This is a genomic window from Mycoplasma parvum str. Indiana (assembly GCF_000477415.1).
GTDB classification, from domain to species: domain Bacteria; phylum Bacillota_I; class Bacilli_A; order Mycoplasmatales; family Mycoplasmoidaceae; genus Eperythrozoon_A; species Eperythrozoon_A parvum.
Map to the genome: position 1 here is coordinate 544,232 of NC_022575.1, position 20,164 is coordinate 564,395.

Annotated in this window: 16 protein-coding genes; 6 read left to right on the forward strand and 10 right to left on the reverse strand. The window is 25.8% G+C overall.

The features are described from left to right. Positions 1-4 precede the first annotated feature (4 nt). Together prfA and rpmE are read right to left on the reverse strand one after the other, a co-directional pair. A complete protein-coding gene (gene prfA, locus PRV_RS02765; RefSeq protein ID WP_022770626.1) occupies positions 5-1,084 on the reverse strand; it encodes a peptide chain release factor 1 in 1,080 nt (359 codons plus the stop codon). A gap of 46 nt (positions 1,085-1,130) precedes the next feature. Then, on the reverse strand, positions 1,131-1,358 hold the full coding sequence (gene rpmE, locus PRV_RS02770) for a 50S ribosomal protein L31 (RefSeq protein WP_022770630.1): 228 nt from the start codon (positions 1,356-1,358) through the stop codon (positions 1,131-1,133). 76 nt (positions 1,359-1,434) lie between these two features. On the opposite strand from rpmE, the gene dnaX reads away from it, so the two are divergent. Genes dnaX through PRV_RS02795 form a run of 5 tightly spaced genes read left to right on the forward strand, consistent with a single transcriptional unit; the run spans position 1,435 to position 8,595 of the window. Beyond that, positions 1,435-3,186, forward strand: coding sequence for a DNA polymerase III subunit gamma/tau (gene dnaX / locus PRV_RS02895; protein WP_022770633.1), 1,752 nt, complete (start codon positions 1,435-1,437; stop codon positions 3,184-3,186). A 3-nt stretch (positions 3,187-3,189) separates the two neighbouring features. After that, the gene (locus PRV_RS02780; protein WP_043896219.1) at positions 3,190-6,696 is read left to right on the forward strand and encodes a DUF3713 domain-containing protein; all 3,507 of its coding nucleotides are present in this window, start codon (positions 3,190-3,192) and stop codon (positions 6,694-6,696) included. 21 nt (positions 6,697-6,717) lie between these two features. Further along, positions 6,718-7,617, forward strand: coding sequence for a hypothetical protein (locus tag PRV_RS02785; protein ID WP_022770640.1), 900 nt, complete (start codon positions 6,718-6,720; stop codon positions 7,615-7,617). 41 nt (positions 7,618-7,658) lie between these two features. Then, on the forward strand, positions 7,659-8,285 hold the full coding sequence (gene upp / locus PRV_RS02790; protein WP_022770643.1) for a uracil phosphoribosyltransferase: 627 nt from the start codon (positions 7,659-7,661) through the stop codon (positions 8,283-8,285). A gap of 25 nt (positions 8,286-8,310) precedes the next feature. Then, complete coding sequence (locus PRV_RS02795; protein ID WP_236608067.1) at positions 8,311-8,595, forward strand: hypothetical protein; 285 nt, start codon at positions 8,311-8,313, stop codon at positions 8,593-8,595. Between the two features lie 80 nt (positions 8,596-8,675). Here PRV_RS02795 and topA read toward each other — a convergent pair whose 3' ends face one another. The 4 genes from topA to ftsH are packed head-to-tail and all read right to left on the reverse strand — an operon-like array spanning position 8,676 to position 16,169. Beyond that, entirely contained in the window at positions 8,676-10,910 is a 2,235-nt protein-coding gene (gene topA / locus PRV_RS02800) for a type I DNA topoisomerase (RefSeq protein WP_043896112.1), read from the reverse strand. Positions 10,911-10,944: 34 nt separating this feature from the next. After that, positions 10,945-12,612 carry a ribonuclease J gene (locus tag PRV_RS02805; RefSeq protein WP_022770652.1) on the reverse strand — a complete coding sequence of 556 codons (1,668 nt, stop codon included), beginning with the start codon at positions 12,610-12,612 and terminating at the stop codon, positions 10,945-10,947. A 6-nt stretch (positions 12,613-12,618) separates the two neighbouring features. Further along, positions 12,619-13,890 carry a serine--tRNA ligase gene (gene serS / locus PRV_RS02810; protein ID WP_022770657.1) on the reverse strand — a complete coding sequence of 424 codons (1,272 nt, stop codon included), beginning with the start codon at positions 13,888-13,890 and terminating at the stop codon, positions 12,619-12,621. Beyond that, entirely contained in the window at positions 13,890-16,169 is a 2,280-nt protein-coding gene (gene ftsH, locus PRV_RS02815; RefSeq protein ID WP_022770661.1) for an ATP-dependent zinc metalloprotease FtsH, read from the reverse strand. The genes serS and ftsH overlap by 1 nt, the downstream gene beginning before the upstream one ends. Before the next feature lie 772 nt (positions 16,170-16,941). Here ftsH and PRV_RS03150 point away from each other — a divergent pair. Beyond that, positions 16,942-17,511, forward strand: coding sequence for a hypothetical protein (locus PRV_RS03150; RefSeq protein ID WP_022770666.1), 570 nt, complete (start codon positions 16,942-16,944; stop codon positions 17,509-17,511). Between the two features lie 4 nt (positions 17,512-17,515). On the opposite strand, the gene rsmA is transcribed toward PRV_RS03150, so the two are convergent. The 4 genes from rsmA to rpmH are packed head-to-tail and all read right to left on the reverse strand — an operon-like array spanning position 17,516 to position 20,064. Then, positions 17,516-18,304 carry a 16S rRNA (adenine(1518)-N(6)/adenine(1519)-N(6))-dimethyltransferase RsmA gene (rsmA, locus tag PRV_RS02825; RefSeq protein WP_043896115.1) on the reverse strand — a complete coding sequence of 263 codons (789 nt, stop codon included), beginning with the start codon at positions 18,302-18,304 and terminating at the stop codon, positions 17,516-17,518. A 15-nt stretch (positions 18,305-18,319) separates the two neighbouring features. Then, positions 18,320-19,516 (reverse strand): YidC/Oxa1 family membrane protein insertase, encoded by a 1,197-nt coding sequence (locus tag PRV_RS02830; protein ID WP_022770676.1) that lies wholly within the window; start codon positions 19,514-19,516, stop codon positions 18,320-18,322. Then, positions 19,507-19,884 (reverse strand): ribonuclease P protein component, encoded by a 378-nt coding sequence (gene rnpA / locus PRV_RS02835; RefSeq protein WP_022770681.1) that lies wholly within the window; start codon positions 19,882-19,884, stop codon positions 19,507-19,509. Before rnpA ends, PRV_RS02830 begins: the two co-directional genes overlap by 10 nt. Before the next feature lie 36 nt (positions 19,885-19,920). Beyond that, on the reverse strand, positions 19,921-20,064 hold the full coding sequence (gene rpmH, locus PRV_RS02840) for a 50S ribosomal protein L34 (protein ID WP_022770685.1): 144 nt from the start codon (positions 20,062-20,064) through the stop codon (positions 19,921-19,923). Positions 20,065-20,164 lie beyond the last annotated feature (100 nt).

Genomic DNA, 20,164 nt, shown 5'->3' on the forward strand with positions numbered 1-20,164 from the left:
TTAATTAACCAGTTGTTAAACTATTTAATCAATCTTCTTGCTCTCTTAAAGATAATTGATTATGTATTTGCTCAAAATGACCTTCCATTACAGCAACTAAATTATTAATAGTTAATAGAATTCTATGATCAGTAATTCTATTTTGAGGATAGTTATAAGTTCTGATTTTTTCTGCTCTCTCTCCCTTACCAATTTGTTGCTTTAAATTAGAGAAAAATTCTTCTTTTTGAAGTTTTTTCTCTCTTTCTCATAATTTTGTTTTCAAAATTTTGAAAGCTATCTCTTTATTTAACATTTGAGATCTTTCTTGTTGACAAGCAACCATAATATTAGTTGGTATATGTACCAATCGAACAGCCGATTCTGTTTTATTAACATGTTGCCCTCCTGCTCCGCTCGCCCTATAAACATCTATTCTTATATCGCTAGGGTCTAGTTGTATTTCTATTTCATCAGCTTCGGGAAGAACACTTACTGTAATAGTAGAAGTATGCACTCTTCCTTTAGATTCTGTTTCAGGAACTCTCTGAACTCTATGTACTCCCGATTCATACTTCATTTTTGAATAAACCTTATCTCCTGATAAGGTAAATGTAATAAAGGCTAGTCCTTTTTCACTTTCACGTAAATCTACCACATTTAATTTCCATTTATTTTCATTAGCATATTTTTTATATGAATCAAATAAATTAGAAACAAAAATAGCTGCTTCTTCTCCTCCGGCAGCTGAGTGCATTTCTATAACTATATTTTTTCCATCATATTTACTACTTGGAAAAAGCTCAGCTTTAAATTCTTCTTCTAATTTATTTATTTTTTTTTGTAAAGAAGAACATTCCTCATCAAGTAAAGACTTGAATTCCAAGTCTTTACTTTTAGAAATTGATTCTTTGCATTCTTCATAGTCTGAAATACATTTTTTATAAATAAAAAATTTAGAAAGTAATTCTTTATTTTTAGATATTTCTTTTTGAAGCTCAATATTTTTAATATTGGAACTATCTGATAATAATTTTTCTTCTAAAAGAGGTTGTTTTTCGGCTATAGAAGTTAAAAAAGAATAAATTTTTTTATTGTAAATCATTAAATAAAAATATTCCTATAAGAGGGATAAATCCCTCTTAAAAAAATTATTTAGAGTTTAATCTTCCTGAAGCAAATTTTTCTTTTAATTTCTCTGCAGGACCTAAATTAGATTCAGAAGCTAATTTTCCTAGATAAAAAGGATGACATGCTGCGCAAATATCTAATTGAACTATTGGAGAACTTGTATCATTGCTTAATAATTTATAAGTAGAGTTGCAAGAATTACAAGAGAAAGTAATTAACTTTTCTTGTAATTTAGATTTATTAGACAAAATACCTTATTTAATCTTAAATACCCTAAATTAAAAATTAATTTTTTTAAATAAATTTTATAATAGGGATTTTAGCATGCTTTATAACAAGTATAGACCTCAATATTTTAGGGATTTAATTGGCCAAGAATTTTCTAAAAATTTACTATTAAATATTCTAAAACAAAAAGCAAATATTCATTCTTTTTTGTTTTATGGTCCAAATGGTACTGGAAAAACTACTGCAGCTAGATTATTTGCTAGAGCAATAAATTGTGATTATTTTGATGAATCACAAGATATTTGCGGAAAATGTGAAAGTTGCAAACTTTCGCGAGAAGAAGGTTGTACTGACATTATTGAGATAGATGGAGCTACTAATAATGGAGTAGAGTTTATTAGAGAAATAGTAAAAGGCAATGCAATTTATCCTCCATTATTACTTAAAAAAAAACTTTATTTAATAGATGAAGCTCATTGCCTAAGCTTACAAGCTTGAAATTCTCTACTCAAAATTATTGAAGAGCCCCCATCTCATTTAATTCTTATTTTTTTAACAACAGAAGTACATAAAATTATTCCAACTATTTTGAGTAGATGTCAAAAATTGTTATTCTCTCCATTAGAAGATCATCTATTACTTCCCTTCCTTGAGAAAGTTTCTTCTCAAGAAAAACAAGAAATTCAATTAAATTTATTAAAAAAAGTTATTGAAGAGTCTAATGGTTCTGTACGAGAAGCACTCGTAATATTAGAAAAAATTTTTCTCAACCAAAAAGAAAAAGAATTAATTAATAATTTACAAATTATCGAAAATACTTCTTTAGAGTTATTGAATTTAATTTTTAACTCTAAATATTCCGAGTCATTAACTAAATTAAGTGAAAATCTTAATAACTCTATTAGAATTTTCGAAATTATTCTAGATAGATTACTAGAACTATCTTTCTATAGTATGGGATCTTACTCTAGGGAATTGTTATTTAATTTAAGCGTGCAAGAAGCAGAATCATTTCTTAAATTAAGTCCTAATTTAAACTCTATGATTAATTTTTTAGCTCCAGTAATGTCCTCTACCACAAGCAATTCTTTAAAAACTATTCAATTTTCTAAATTTATTCTTCTAAATCTCTTTCAAGCTAATCTAAAAAAAGAGATAATTTCCCCAAAAGGGGAAATTCTTATGAATTCTACAACTTCAGCAAATAAAGTTATTGAGCAAAAACAATATTCTCAAACGCGGAACTATTCAACAGACGGCCCTAAAATTGCCCCTCTCCTAAGTGAAACAATAGAACAAAAACAAAAATCTTCTGATTTACCTAATATAAAAGATATGACTAGTCATAATATTCTGAAAATTGTAGCTTCAGATTTCCCTAAATTAAATTTCATAGAAAAATTAATGAGAGAAGAAGAAATATTAGATATTCTTAATTCCTGCGATAAACAATTAAGTAAAGAAAGATATCTTATTCTACAAAAATATTTGGAATCAGATAACTCTAATTTTTTATTAACTGAATTAATTAAAAAAATTAATTCTAAATATGAAATAATATGTTCAAAAGAAGGATGTTTAATTACTTTTTCTAATGATTTTGATACTAAATTATTTAATTTAAAGATTAGATCTCCTAGAATTAATTCATTACTAGTTAAATTATTTGAAAAATCTATAAATTGTATAGGTATCTCAATTTCTGATTTATCTACAGTAGTTAAAAGAAATAATAATAGTGATAATAAAGAGATTAAAAATTATTTAGCCATTTCTTCTAAAAAGAAGCAAGAAGAACTTCTTTGAAAAAACATTAACAAAATATTTGCAGCTCCTCTTGAAAAATAGTTGTTGAAATTTAAAAAATGGAGAAAAGAATTATTATTTTTCATACTATCCGCATTTGGAGCTGGAAGCAGCTCTTTAGTTGCTAGTAATAAAGGGGGAGGATTTGGATCACTGAGATTTCAAAGCATTAATGATAAAAATGTAAATAACTTTATTTATTCCGTTGGGGAGAATTCCCCTTCAAACGGACAAGTTGATCAAAATGGAGCAATTACTCCCGAAAATTTACTAAAAAATTTAAGCTTATATTCTTCCTCAATCCCTCTCTTAATAGAGGGTTTTGCAATCCAAACAGCTAAACAAATATTTAATAAAACTCTCTTTCAAGGAACAACTTTTAATAAGAAAATACAAGATATTTTGGAAACAAACTTGAAAGAAAAAAAAGAAAAAATCGATAAATGAATTGAAAATTGACAAAACAATTCAAAAAGAATTAAAAAGAGATGAATTCAAGATGACAGATGATATCTTTCCGCATTAAAAAATTATTTGTTATCAAAAATAGATGAAAAAAGTATTCTTGATTATTTTGAGATAAAAGATCATCTCATGAAAGAAAAAAAAGTAAAAGTAAAGGAAATATCAAATGAAAAATTTATCCCTCTATTACCTTTCTTTATGAAAGCATGAATACAAAGGCATAAAGCTGGTTTTTATGTACATAAAAATATTCCTTATTCTCAAGAATTTACTGAAAAAATGAAAAAAAAATATCAAGAAAAATATAAAGACATTATTTCCTTACCCCAAAAACCCAATTATTATTTTCCTGACTATGCAATAAGCGAAAAAGAAGCAGAAAATAATGAATTTAAAAAATCAATCGAAGATTGAGAAAAAGGAAGAAATTATTACTCTACTTGAAGTTCCTTCAGCACTACAAATAGAGATGAAGCATTAATTAAGGATACAAAGCTTTTATGAATAAATAAAAATAATAATTCTCATAAAAATATAGCTTTAAATCTTTTATCCGAAGAAAATAAAACACAACAAACTCAACAGGAAGATTCTGAAAATATATATAATCGAAACAATTTGCATATATGATACTTACATAGAATAATTAACTCTATATCGTCTATTTTTACGGGAGAAAAAAATAAATGTAATTATGACCATAAAAATAGCACAAATAATGGCATCATAAAAGTTTCTAACAAACTATTTGAAATTGAAAAAAATAGTCCTATGAACCTTTTCTGTTTAGAACAAGTTGGCGAAACTCATCCAGAATTTTTACTGCTCAAAGCAAAAGAAAATGAATCTAAACAAAATATTTCTCAAAAAATTATCTTTTACAGAGATCATTCAGGTTTTAATCTAATTTATCCAATAAGCTTGAATGAAATAATTCAACAAAAAGAAAGTAAAAATAATGAAACAGAAGATAAAAAATTGCAATTTCTTAAAGATAGTAATATGGTCAATGAATTTAAAAACTTTATAAAAGATAATTTTTCTCAATTACTTCTTAAATACAGGCTGGCAATAAAACATAAAGTTATGTATTTAAAGTCAAATAATTCCCAATGCTGCTGCGATGAAATAATTAAAAATTTGTTAATTTTACTTCAAATGAGCAAAAAATTATTAGATTGAAATGAAATTTGAAAATCTTACGATATCAGAAAAATAAATAATAATTTTTTACAAAATATCAGTAATAATGATTACTTTAAAAAATTAGGAACAATATCTCCTAATCCTCCAGCTTTTTTAACTGAACAGTTAAAAAAAGACTTAAAAAATATATCTGAATTAGCAAAACCTATCAAAGAATACATGAATAAGATACAAAAAATATTTTCACAAGAATTGAAAGCTGAAAAGCAAACTTCAAAAATTAGAAATAAGGATAAGTATTATTGAAGTTTCATGAAACAAGATGATAAATTACAACAAGTATCTCAAGAAAAAATAAAGAGTGAAACTTGTATAAAAAATGAAGTAGCTGAATTTTTATTCGAAAAAATTTCTAAAAAGAAATTAATTAAAAATTTTCTTTCTATACCAATTGCTTTTAAATCTTCTTTAGATTGAACTAATAAAGAAAATTCATTTAGTGAAATTTCCCAAACATCAACAAATGGAAATAATGAAGAACCTAAAAACTTTATTGGTAATAAATTTGCAGATTATTTCCAAAATTTTTTAAAAAATGAAAACTTAAATAAAAAAAATGGCCAAAAAACTCCTAAATTGATTGAAAAATTAATTGAAATCATCAATAAAGAATTAACTCTATCTGAAATATCTGAAATAAGTGATACTACATTATTTAACCTATTAAAAAAGGCTGAAAATCAAGAAAATATTCTTGATAACAAAGAAACACAATTAGAAAATATAGAAAATTATTTAACTCTCATTAACTTAAATAATCCGAAAAAAAATAGATTACATGAAAAATTAAAAGTTTTAATAACATCTCTTTATTTAATGGAAAATTCATTCGAAAAATATAGAGAATGAATTAGAGAAATTATTAAAAAAGAAGGATTTGGAGCATATGCTTTTTCCCTAAATTGAAATAAATTTTGCGAAAACAAAGAAATATTAGATCCTATGGAATCAGCAATAATAGATAGCTTTTGAACTCCCTTAGAAAATATTTCAACAGAAAAAGAATGAAGTTCAGAAAAATTCGATTCAAGGCAATGCATTAATTTAGTAGATAGATACTCTTCTACTACAGTCAAGAAACAACTTTTAAACAATTTAGACATGTTATATGTTGTTTTATTAGATCATTGATTTCCAAACCCTACAAAAAGTTTTTTAAATAGAAAAATGATGGGCTTCAAAGGAATTGTCTCTAGCGAAATGGCAAATAAATTGCCTACCAGAATTTATGAAAAAATCGGTGATTTCTTAAATAAAGAAGGCTATATCGACTGAAAAGAGAATAAAAAACAAATAGATTTCCTAACAACAAATAGAGATTTTTATAGATATATAAATAAATTGGAAAATATTTATCCACAAATTAAAAATGCTTTTAATCTTCCTAATTTAGATGAAATTAAAAAAGATTTAGAAAAAGCAAAAGAAACTGAACCCATAGAATACTTAAATTTAAAAACAAGAAAAGAATTATTAAAAAAATTTATTGAAGAAAGTATTTTAAAAAATTCAGCAAATTCTCAACAATCACAAACAAGAAGTAGATTTCAAGGATTAATGAAAAATAATGAAGACCTTAATTTCACTAAATATATCTTTGATTCTGAAGAAGAAGATTGATTAAATTCTGCTTCTTATTTAATTCAAATTACTACAAAAGATGTAAATCAGGAAGAAGATTTTTTAAAATTCGCCAATACATATTTAACTCCGGAAATGCTGTTACAAGATGTAGTCAAACAAGCTAGAATTGGCTCATTACAAACACAAGCTATTAATCATTTCTTGCATAGAGGTAAATGAGCTAATGGCCAAAAAGTAGATATTTTAAAATCTTCGGATGTTTTCTTTGAAGATCAATTTACTACCTTTTTTCTTTAATAAAAAATAAAACTTTTTAGGTTGAAAAACCTAAAAAATTATCTCTTTACATTACAACAATTTTATGGTCAATTTAAAAGAAACTATTTTCCAGAAATACATGAACCTCAAGTACTAAGAAAATGAGCTGGAATTTATTCTCTTTCAAATATTATTGCTGCAATTTTTTTCTATTTATGACATTTAAGTGGAAGTTATCTACCAATCGATTCCACGTGAACTAAATATTTATTCATTATTTCTGCAATTATTCATTTATCAATAGCTTCTAGATTTATTAAGAATTCTCAAAAATTTAATAAAACCTCTTTTACTAAATGAGCTTGAATAAATTTAATTTTTATTTCCCCTATTGGCTTAATACTTCTTTATTATGTCTTAATGCCTAAATATTGGGTTTTAGAAGATACTACTTCAGAAGAAGAAAAAAAAATATTGTTAGAAGAACGAAATAAAGAAAATAAATTCCAAAGTCCTAAATACAAAAAATTAGAAAATAAATTTAATAGTTCTTTAGCTCATTTAAGAAAAATGAATGAGAATGTTACTAAAGATATTCTTCAAAATATTCTTAGAATTCAAAACTTTGTTTTTGAAGAATTAAGCTTTCTTCAAATTAGTATAATAATTGCATTATCTACTGTTTGTAAGCAATGTAAACAAAAGAATTTTGATAATTTGATTTGAGGAGCACATTGATATGAAGATAATTTTTTTACTTTTGGTTTCAAAAATATTCAACCTATTTCAATGCACAATAAATATTTAATGACAGTAGGCTCTATTGTACTTGATGAAATGAATAATTACAAAAAAATATTAGATAAAAAACATCAAATTAAAAATAATTTATCTTTTTCAGATGCAAAAATGATTTCTTTGCATATGGGGGATGAATGTAAATGATATGTAAATCAATAAAGTCTAAAATTTAATTGGATATTTTTTAATTCCAAATTTAAATGTCAATTTATATTTCGGACAATAAACTGATTAAATCTTTTTTATCCAAGATTAGAGATAAAAAAAGTAACAGTGTAGTTTTTGGAAAAAATTTAAAGAAGGTTACTGAAGCATTAGTTTTAGAAGCTTCTAAAGAATTTTCTTTAGTAGATTACAAAATTGAAACTCCTATAAAAGAATGTGTAGCTAAAAAACTTTCGGATTCAATTGTTATTGTTCCAGTTCTTAGAGCTGGGCTAATAATGTCTGAAGCTTTATCCTCATTCTTTGAAGATTGCGCTGTTATTCATTTAGGTATTTATAGAAATGAAGATTTAAATGCCGTAAAATACTATGAAAAAATCCCTCCACACATAGATAGAAAGAATTCTAAAGTAATTCTTTGCGATCCTTTGATAGCTACTGGAGTTACTCTTGCAAAAGCTTTAGAAATTTTAGAAAGTAATGGATTTGAAAATATTATGGTATTAAGTATTATTATGTCCGAAATTGCCCAAAAATTAATTACTGAAAAATATCCAAATTTGAATGTTTATGTTGCGGAAATAGATAAAGAATTAAATGATCATGGATATATAATTCCCGGAGTAGGAGATGCAGGGGATAGATTATTTGGCACTAAATAAAGGCTTTTAGCCTTTAAATTTTCAATTGTCAGAGTCCTGCACTTCACATTTGAAAGAAATATCTATTAGCTCATTTACAGAAGAATTAATAGATATTTGAAGAGATAAAAAAGATGATGAAGAATATTACAAGAAATTTAGTACTCTTCAAAAAGAAGAGTTATTAGAACTAATTGATTATTTAATTGAAGAAATTGAAGAAATAAAAGGAGTTAATAAATTAATAAGACTTAAAGAAAGTCTTTCAGCAGTTTTTGATTTAAAACTATTGTATAATAATCTTAAAAATACAGTAGTAAGTAGTTATTAGTAAAACTTTATAACCTAATTAACCCCTTTGTTAGGGGGGTTTTATGATTTATTTCAAATTAATTAAAAGTTAAGAATTTTTTATATCAAATTTTCTTTATTTTTAGAAAATCTACTATTTCTTCTTTTCCCGCTTAAAGATGAAGAATATTTACATTTTGGATAATTAGAACAAGAAATAAATTTAACTCCTTCCTTTTTTAAAGAAGCTTTATACACTAATTGTCCTTTGCAATAAGGACAAGAAGAATTTTCAATAGGCTCTATTTCTTGTTGATTTTTTTCTATATATTTGCATTTAGGGAAATTAGTGCAAGAAACAAAGAATTTTCCCCATTTATTTTTCTTTTTAGCTAACTGACCTTTACAATCTGGACAGATTTTGTCTAATACTTCAAAATTTTGTTGTTTATTTTCCCTCGCAGAATTTTCAGTAAATTTGCAATTTGGAAAATCAATACATCCTATAAATTTGCTACCTCATCTTCTAGAAAATTTATAAACACATTGTTTTTGACATTCAGGGCATAATTTATCTTTTACTATTTCAAAATGTTCTGCTTTATTGTAATCTTTCTCTCAAGTTTTAAAAACAGATTCTAAAAATTCTTTTCAATCTGTTTTTAATTTAGAAATATTATCTAATTCTTCTTCCATACTTTTTGTATAGTCATAAGAAATAAAACTAGAAAAATTTTTATCTAAATCTTTAGAAACTTTATAACCCAATTCGGTAATTTCAAACTTTTTATTTTTAAAATTAGCATAATTTCTTGATCTAACTATTTCTGAAATTAAAGGATAAGTAGAAGGTCTACCTATTCCTTTATTTTCTAAAGCTTTTATTAAAGTAGCTTCGCTATATTTTGCCGGAGGGGAATTTCTTTCTTCTACAATGTTGTATTGTTTAGATAAATATTTTTCATTTTTTTTCAAAAGATTGAAATTAAATTCTGCTTTTTCTGGAAGTTCCATAAGACCATTTTTTCTCAAAATATATTTATAGCCATCAAAAATTTCTTTATTTTCTGTGGCAAAAAAAACATTTCCTTGATTAATGAAGTTATATCTTTTTTTCTCATTTTTGGAAGGAGGAAAAAAAGAAGCGACTGTATAAGATCAAATTAAGTTGTAAAGCCTAAATTCTAAAGATGAGGTTGATACTCATCTAGAAAATTGTTCCGGAGTCATATAAATATCAGTTGGTCTAATCCCTTCATGAGCTCCTTGAGTAAATAAATCTTTTTTCTTTTTAATATCTCTCTTTTTTAAATTTGTTTCATCTACTCAATATTTAGAGTCATAATTAGCAGCGATAAATTTTTTACTTGTTTGAACAAATTCCTCGGACAGAGAAGTTCTATCTGTTCTAGGATAAGAAATTAAAGAAACTGTTTCTTCTCCCAAAGGGATGCCTTCATAAAGTCTCTGAGCAGTTCTCTGAACTTCTTGAGATTTAGCTCCTAGTTTATTAATAGCTATTTCAAATAATGTAGAAGTTTTAAAAACTTCTGGAGCATTAGAACTTTCTATTTTAGATTCTCCTATCTCAGACAATAAATAATGATCATCTAATTGAATTAGAAATTTATCTAAATCTTCTTTAGTTTGAAAATTTACATATCCTTTATGTCCGTGAGGAGATAATTCAAATTGAGCTTCTGCGCCGGCAGAAAGCTTAGATAAAGAAATTCACAATTCATTAGCTAATTGAACTTTTAAAATAAATCAATTTTTTGGCTGAAAAGCTTTTATCTCTTCTTCTTTATCAGCTAAAAATTTAAGTGCAATTGATTGAACTCTACCAGCTGATAATCCCCCTACTTTTCTTCTTACATATTTAGATAATTTAAAACCTATTCATCTATCTAATAAAATTCTTGCTAAATAAGAGTTAATTTGAGCTTGATCCAATTGTCTAGTATTCTCTAGAGAATATTTGACAGCACTTTCAGTAATTTCATTAAACACTGCTCTAAAACACTTTTTTTGTTCTTTCTCGCCCAATATAGAATAAATATGTCAAGAAATTGCCTCGCCTTCTCTATCTGGGTCAGTTGATAGATAAATTTTAGAGGCTAAACTAGCCTCTTTTTTAATTGCTTCTATAACAGGAATTTTTTTATTAGCGTAATCAATTTTTTTATCAATATTCTCTCATTTGAAATTAATTTTGTTAGGACCAAAATTAAGTCAACCTTTAGCTAATTCTCTTATATGGCCATAAGTGGCCATAATTTTCATATCTCTTCCTTCCAAATATTTAGAAATGCTCTTGATCTTTGCTGGGGATTCAACAAGCATTAACTCCCTCATTGCGGAAGGAATTTAGCAGCTACATTACAAGACTCTAATTAAAGTAAGAAATCACAGAAATTACTGCTGGTTTCTTGTACATTAAAGAATCTAAAGAACCATAAATAGATTTTCTAATAATTTGCTTAAAAGCTTTATTATCTATTTCTGAATTTAATTGAAGATATTTCACAATATCTTGTTTTAAACTCAGCTTAATTCTTGAAAGAACTTCATCTGATTTTAAATAATCATCAGAAAAAACATTCATCATTTGTATTATCGGAGAACTAACAATATTTTTTTTACATCTTAAAGAAACTAATACTACTCCACTTTGTGCTATTAATCTTCTTTCATAAATAGTCATTCTATTAATATCTAATATTTTTTTATTACCTATATATATTTCTTGTACAGGATTATCAGTAATGGTTACATTTTTTCTTTCTATATTAATATATTGACCATTTTCAAGAAAATATATTTTATCTATATTCATTACATTAGTTAAAGCTTTAGTAAATTCTACATAATCTTTATAAAAACCATTAACTGGCACTACATTATATGGAGCTAAATAATTAATTAATAACATTAAGTCTTCTGCTCCAGCCATATAAGGAGCAATAGAAGAAGGTATTTTTAGTACCTCTCCGCCCCTATCAGCTATCTCATTAATTACTGAAATTTCTTCTAATTCTCTTTCAGTAAAAGTATGAGTCATGAAGACTGTTATATCACTAATAAGAAATTCTCAGTCTTTAATATTTCCTTTATTCATTTCTCTTAAAAAACTATATAAACTATTATGATTCCCAACCACTACTCTAATTTGAACTACACCTTCTCTAGCATTATGTTCTCCTGTTTTCGAAAGTGAATGATTTTTTAATTTAGCCTCAGAAATAAAATCATTAAACATTTTGGATAATCTAACAGGATAAATAAAGAAATCATATTCATATATTCTTGCTATTCTACTTAAATTGAAGAGAGTATATCAATCATCTTTATAAGTGGCAACAAATAATCTAGTATTAATTCTTGAGACTAATTTCTTTAAATAAGAAAAATTATCAGCAACTTTTAAAGCGAAAGTTGGAACTGTTGCGCAAGATTGAGTTCCAATGATTAATAATGCAACTTTATTCTTAAGAGCTTGAAATAAAAAATTTAATTGATTCTCCCTGCATGGGAGATTTTCAGAAGCAATTAAAAATTCATCTATAAAGAGAGCATAATCAGAAGGAGATAATTTAAAAGCTCAAGCTAATGAATTAGGGAGTGAAGCTGCTACCTTAATAGGTAGCACTTTACATTCAGATTTAGGAACTGCATATTCACTAATTAAATTAATAGCAATAATATTAGGTGAATATTTATTACCTCCTTCCTTTTCAAATCTTTCTAAAAATTCTTCAATTATTATCTTTCCAAAAGAATTAGTAAAAATAGGTATTTCAGGAAATATATCTAAAAAATAAGGTAAAGAAGCAATATTTAATTCTTTTGGAACTCCAATAAATAAACCTTTTATTTTTGGTTTTAGAGGTAATAAAGAAGCATAATCAGGTATTACATCTTCTATTTCATATACATTAGTGTTTACACAACTTCCCCCAGCATTCAAAATGAAAATATCTCCATTTATTTCTAAAACACCACTAAATCTAAATTTTTCATCTTGACCTCCTAAGGAATAATACTTTAATCTAGCCATTACTCCTTAATGTTTAAACTTATCATCTATTATTTCTTTTTCTCTTGAGATTTTTTCAAATCCAAAAGTTGTAACTAGAGGAGAAGGAATTTGAATTTCCCCTTCTTCTGTTTGTCAATTTTCAAGCACAGCAGCAAATAATCTATCTATTGCTAAGCATGACCCATTCAATATATGTACATATTTACTCTTTTCAGAAGCATCTAGTTTAACTTTTTTATATCTAATTTTTCCCCTTAAAGCTTGAAAATCTCTAGTATTAGATAGAGAAGAAATTTCTCTATATTGATTTTCAGAAGGAATTCAAACTTCAAAATCATAAGTTTTTGAAGAAGAAAAAGATAATTCTTCTCTTGATAATAAAACTTTTCTATAAGGTAATTCAAGCTTTTCTAGTAATGATTCAATTGCAAAAGACATAAATTCTTGAGCTTGTTCTGATTGTTCAGGCTCAACAAACATTACTATTTCAGTCTTATTAAATTGAAAAAGTCTCATAATCCCTTTATTTTCCACTCCAGATCCTATTTTTTCATTTCTAAAACAATTAGTATTTGCACAAATCTGAATAGGTAATTCATCTTCTGACAATATCTTATTTCTACATGTATTAACTAATTGCACTTCTGCAGTAGGAGATAGGAATTTATCTGATAAGTTCAATTGAAATAAATTTTTATCAAACTTATTTAACTGAGCTGTACAAAATAATGAATCTTTATTAATTACTAAAGGTAAATAATATCTTTGAAAACCGAACTGTTCAGCTCAATCCAAAGTAAATTCAATTAAAATCCTCATTAATTTTTCTCCTTGTCCTGTATATGCTGAATAACCTGAACCTGTAATATTAGAGGCTAACTCCAAATCTAACATATTTAAATTAGTTGCTAACTCTAAATAAGATTGAATTTTTTTATTTTGAGGCAACTCCCCTCAAACTTTAACTACTTTATTTTCAAATGGAATTGATTCATCTGGAATTGCAGGTAAAGAAAAAAATAATGAATTAAATTCTTCTTCTTTTTGAGTTAACTTTTTCTCTAACTTTGATAATTTAGTTTTTATCTCACCACTTAAAGATATAGACTGATTATCTTTATAACTTTGAGATAATTTATTTTTTTCAGCTCGTAAATTATCTATTTCTTGTTTTAAAGAGATAATCTCACTATCTAAAAGTTTTATTTTTAGAAGAATACCTTCTTCTAAACACCTCCCCTTATATCTTTTTTCTAATTCTTCAAAATTTTCTCTAAATCATTTCAGAGAAATCATTATTTAAAAGTAAGTACTTCATCAATCTTAAGTCCAGCCTTTTTTTCTATTCTGCTTCTTTCTAATTCGGCCTCTTTAGGTACTTTTTTATATTTATGAATAAATTCAATTTGAGTTCTATCTATTGTTTCTAACAACAATAGAGTTTCTACTATTAACAAAAACTCTATCTTATTTTCCTTAATTAATTCTTTAGCATTTTCATATTGTTCAGCTAAAATAGAATTAATTTCTCGATCTATTACTTGGGCATATTGTTCTGAGTAATTATTTTTATAAGGATTTTCATTTTCTTCTGAAGGAATAAATTGAGTCATTCCTGCCGCTTCAGTCATACCAAACTTCAAAACAATATTTCTAGCAATTCCAGTAGCTTTATATAGATCATTAGCTGCTCCTGTACTAATATTGTCTTTTCCAAAGAATAATTCTTCCGCAGCTCTCCCTGCCAACATAGTAAGAATTGTGGATAATAATTGCGTTTTAGTGCTGATCATTCTTTCTTGTACTTTAGGTACAGAAAGAACATAACCTGCAGCTCTTCCTCTAGGAATAATAGTTATTTTTTCTACCAGCTCTCCATCATCAGTATAAAGCCCTGCAATAGCATGTCCAGCTTCATGATAAGCAATTTGTTTCTTTTCTGAAAATAATATTTTTCTACCTTTCTTAGCTGGTCCTGCCATAACTCTATCAATAGCCTCATCAATTTCTTCAGTAGAAATTGTTTTCTTATTGAATCTAACAGAAAGAAGGGCCGCTTCATTCAATACATTTTCTAGTTGAGCTCCAGAAAAACCTGGAGTTTTTCTAGCCATTTCTTCTAAATTAACTTTATTTGATAGATTTTTATTTTTAGCATGAAGTTTCAGAATCTCTCTTCTTTCTGAAATATCTGGTAGATTTATTTGAATATGTCTATCAAATCTACCAGGTCTTAAAACAGCTTCATCAATACTTTCTAAGCGGTTGGTAGCTGCTATAACAATAATTCCAGCTTGAGTATTGAAGCCATCCATTTCACTTAATAATTGATTAATTGTTTGTTCATTTCCCTGCATATTGTATTTACCTCCCCTTCTAGCTGCTAATGCATCAATTTCATCAATGAAAATGATGCAAGGGGACATTCTTTTAGCCTTTGAAAACAATTCTCGAACTCTTTTGGCTCCAACTCCAACAAACATATCATCGAAACTTGCACCTGAAGCTTCGATGAAAGGAACATTAGATTCTCCCGAAACAGCCTTAGCCAATAATGTTTTACCAGTTCCTGGAGGTCCATATAAAATTACCCCTTTAGGAATTCTAGCCCCCATAGAAGCATATTTCTTAGGTCTTTTTAAGAAATCAACTATTTCTTCAAGCTCTTGTTTTTCTTCTTTAATTCCCGCTACATCCTTAAAAGTAATATTTGACTTATTTCTTTTACTAATTGACTTTCCAATTCCAAAAATTGAACTTTTACCTCCATAAAGACCAAAAGCACCTCTTGAAGCTCCTTTAGCTAATGCCAAAAACACTAGCAAATATAGCAATGTTGGCAAAACGGAAAGCAAAACTTTTCCAGTTGTAAGCTTATTAGGATCTGTAGGATTCAGAATAGCCGATTCAACCAACTGTACAAAACAACAGCAACAACAACATTTTCCATCTCCATTACATTTACAACCTTCCTTTTTGCAACATTCTTCAGAACACCCTTTCTCACAACATTTACATTCCCCATTTTTTTCAGTGCAACAACCAGTAATTTTGCTTGTTTCAGCCTCAATTTTGCAATTATATCCATCCTTTCCATTGAAAGAATATATTTTCTTACCATTACTATTTCCGTTGCTAGAAGATCTATTTACATTAAAGGAAATTGTTCCTCCTTTTTTAGTTTTCAAGAAAACTTTAAAAAGAGTTTCAGAATCACTTATTCTTGCTAATCTCTCTGAATAGTTTTGATCTGGGGCGCTAGTATCTATTTCTTCTCCATCTATTTGAAACTTTCCATTAGTTGACCCATTCTTACAAAAATCTATTTTGCTTTTATGACTTACTCTGTTATGAAATCAAATGAAATAAATAACAAGAATTGTAATTGCAATGAAAATAAATTTCATGAGCCTGCTTTTTCTTCTGGGATTCATATTTCCAGGTGAAAGCGAATTCCTAAATTTTTTAAGTTTTGATAATGCATTTTCTTCATCTGGCTCATAAGGAAAAGAATCTTCATCCTCGAAAAATTTAGGAAAAAAATTGAGTCAATATAGAATTTTTCAAAAAAACATTTTTTAAATTCCTAAAAAAATAAACTCGGAAATATCCGGAGAGAGGGGTCTTTAATCCCCTCTGCTAGACTAATTTTTAAAATTTTTGGATATTTTTTTTTCAATTAAGATATTTTTAAGTGAAATAATTTTCAAAGAGTCAAATTAGTTACTCAAAACTCCTTGAAACATTTAATTTTTACTAATAATTCCTATTAATTCTAAGTTAGATTTCAATAAAAAATTCTTAATTCTTGAAATAGAAGCTACAGAATTTAATTGAATCTCTTTTTTTCAGTTTTATTCTTTTTCCCTATCCAAAGATAGTCTATTATTATTTCCTTACTTATATGGACAATCAAGAATTAATTCAAATAATAAATTAGAAAAATATTCTCTTTCTAATTTATTAACTCATCTTTCGATTGATTATTCACAATTCAGAGAAAGTATTGCTGAATTAGAACTTTATAAATTACTTTCAATTTATTCATCTAAAGATTTAAAAGAAGATACTTTAATAATTAAATTAAATTCTCCTTTATCCATAAAAGAATTAATTTATCAAGAAGATTTAATTAAAAACATTCCAGAAAATAAACTTTCTGAATTAAAGTATGGTTTAGAAAAATATGAAGAAATTAATGAAATTTCTTTCTTTCAAAAAAATAATGAGGAAAAAGAAAATGAAATTAATATTTCCTTAAATCCTGAAGATCAAAAACTTTATTGATCTTTTTATGATGAACTTTATAAACATTTAAGCAAAGAATTTATATTATCACAAGAAATTGTGGAAATAATTAAAGATTGTTGGAAAAATAATAAAATTAGTCCTTCAAAATTAATTAAATTATCTACTCTCTCTATTAAATTAAATGAAAAGAATGAATATTATTTATCTATTAGTGAACTAAAAGGATTAATTAAAAATGAATTAAATCCTATTGAAGATGACTTCGATATAGAAAAATATCACTTATTTTGAAAAAACTTTTTGAATCAACAAGACAAAAAAGAATTAAAAAGAGAATTTAAAGAGTTATTTAGTAAGTATACCAATGTTATTTTCTATTTAAAGTTAACAAGAAAAAAGAATGTTCCATTAGCGATGGAAAATTGAATAAAAGAATGTAGTAATCAAAAAAATTTTAATGCAACAATATTAAATGGAATTATCTCTTTTGTATTTTCTTTATTAAAAAAAATACCTGTTAAATATTTAACTACTATGTGTGAAAACTTAAATAATGATGGAATACACACAACTGATCAATTATTGTCTCATATTAAAGAAGTTCTTAAATATGAAAGAGTCAAGAAAAATAGATTAGGCTTAACTGTTGAAGAAATTAGTAAATAATTTTTTAAGATTGTTTAATATTTTTCTTAATATCAAGAAATAATTTTTTTATTTTTTCAGGAGGTAACTCCTGAATTCTTATATTTCTGGAAAAAGAATTTTTATAAAAAATATTATTTAATTCTTCTTCTGAATAATTCTTTTTTAAGTTATTTCACAAAATCTTTCTAGGACTAAAAAAAGATTGCTTAATGAATTCCACATAATTTTTTAGAAAATCTTCAGAAATTTCTTCTCTCTTTTTTATGGAAAAGAAAATGGAATCTACTTTGGGTTTAGGATAGAAATTTAATCTACTTATTTCGAAAGATTTTGAAATATCGCAAAAAGATTGTAGAAGAACAGAAAGTGAAGAATATTGTTTGGTATTAAATTTAGAGGATATACAATCAAAAAATTCTTTTTGAACCATTAAATATGCTTCTTCAAAAAAATTAATGCTCAAAAATTTCAATAATATTTTTGAACTAATTGAATAAGGAATATTTCCAAACAATAAAAACTTTTGAAAGCCAAAAACTTCTAAGTCTTTATTATCTAATTCCAAAAAATCTTTATTCAGAATATTTACTTTTTCAAATTTAGAACTTAAAAAAGAACAGAGACTGGAATCAATCTCTACACCTAAATAAATTTTTTTATCCAAATTTAAATATTGAGTGATTTGTCCGCAACCTGGACCTATCTCCAATACATATTTATATGCAGAAGTATTAACTAATTGAGCAATTCTTTTCTGAATATTTGGATTACGTAAAAATATTTGAGATAACTCTCTTTTTTGTTTAATAATTTAGACAGAAAAAAATTAAATTCCTAAATTTTTTAGTTTTTTATTTAAAGTACTATCTTGTTCTTTTCTTCTTTTTAAGATAGCATGGATAATATAACTAAAAAATATATTGAATAAAGAATTAAAGAAATAATAAATAGCCAAACTAGTAGATCAAAATAATGAAAAAGCTATTAAAGCTATAGAAATAATATTTTGTAATTTCTTACTACTTCCAACATTTACATCTTTAATTTTTAGTGGAATATCACTTTGAAGAGCAGGAAATCTTCTCTTCATTAAGATAGAAGGAATTCGCTGACTAAAAAGATTAATTGGAATTGCCAAAGCAAAAAAGAAGAAAAAGAATAAAACATGTCTTCAATCAAAACCAATAATCAAACTTCCAGGTGATTGAGATAATGGAATAAAACCAAATAATTTTGCATGTTTAATAGGTTTAGTAATTGTCATTAATTTATAAACAACCATAAAAATAGGAGTATTAATAAAGAAATTTTCTAAAGCTGAATAAGGTTTTAAACCATGTTTCCTACAATAAGCTCCTATTTCCTTTTGCCTCAAGATAGAAGAATTTCTTCATTCTTGCCTATCTAATTTATCAGTGTTATATTTACTTTTAATTCTTTCTAAATTCTTTTTATGTCTTTGTTGTAAATCTGAATAATATTGAGCTCTAAAAATGGTTAAAAATACTATAGATTTCATAATTAATAAGACAATTATGATTGAAAAAAGAACATTTAAGCCATAAATATCTAAGGGGCTATTATTATCACTACCTTTTAGAGCTCAAATTAAATTAAGAAAAAGTCTAGAAATGGGATAAACAAATCACATAATATAAGGCCCAAAACCACCATTTGAATTAGTTAAAGGTCAGTAAGCTCAGGGATTAGGATGTCAAGGAAAAGCATCATATCTTAAATCTCCACTAGAGCTGGGACCAGTTGAAGGGAAAGCGGCTTCTAATCCTATTCCTATTTCTTTTGAATGACCTACATAAGAAGTAAACATATGTTGAAAAAATGATCAAGAAATCATTAAAAAACTGAAAGAATAAATAATTACTTTTAAATAAAATAGTCCTTTTCTTAAATATTTTCTATAAGGACTAATATCTTCTCCACCGAATAATCGAAAAGCTTTTTCACTATTACTCTCTTTTGGAGAGAGTCCTAAAAATGAACCTAAACTAAAATTTAGGAACATTTCTTAAGTAATATTGAATAAATTTTTTTTATATCTTTTTCTATGGCTAAAAAATCTATTTTTTTATATTGGTATCTTGAATAAAAATAACTAGTATATAAAAAAATAGAAAAACAAGAAGGTAAATTATTTAATTGAATATTTGAATGGATAGCTCAAATAACTCTTTTTAAATAATTTCTATCAACAGCTTTTTTACACTTTTTTTTAGGTATTATTATTCCTATTTTTATATTGTTTTTACTATTTTCTTTATTTATTTGTTTAGGTAAATAAATAAAAATTAAATTTGAGGTTTTGATACTTTTTCCTTTTCGTAAAACTTCTTTAAATTCAGTTATTTTTCTTAATCTGTATTTTTTCTTCAATTTTTATTTATGAGGTCATAAGACCTCATAATGTTTTTATTCGCTAGAAACTGTTAATTGTTTTCTTCCTTTTCTTCTTCTAGCACTTAATATATTTCTACCAGATTTAGTAGAAATTCGTTTTAAAAAACCATGAGTTCTAGCTCTTTTTCTTTTTTTTGGTTGATAAGTTCTTTTCACTATTTTTTTAAATAACTAACTATATAAATATTCCCTAAAAATTAAATATAATAATAAAAATTATTCCTAGAAATTATATATTTAATTAAAAATTTAAGAC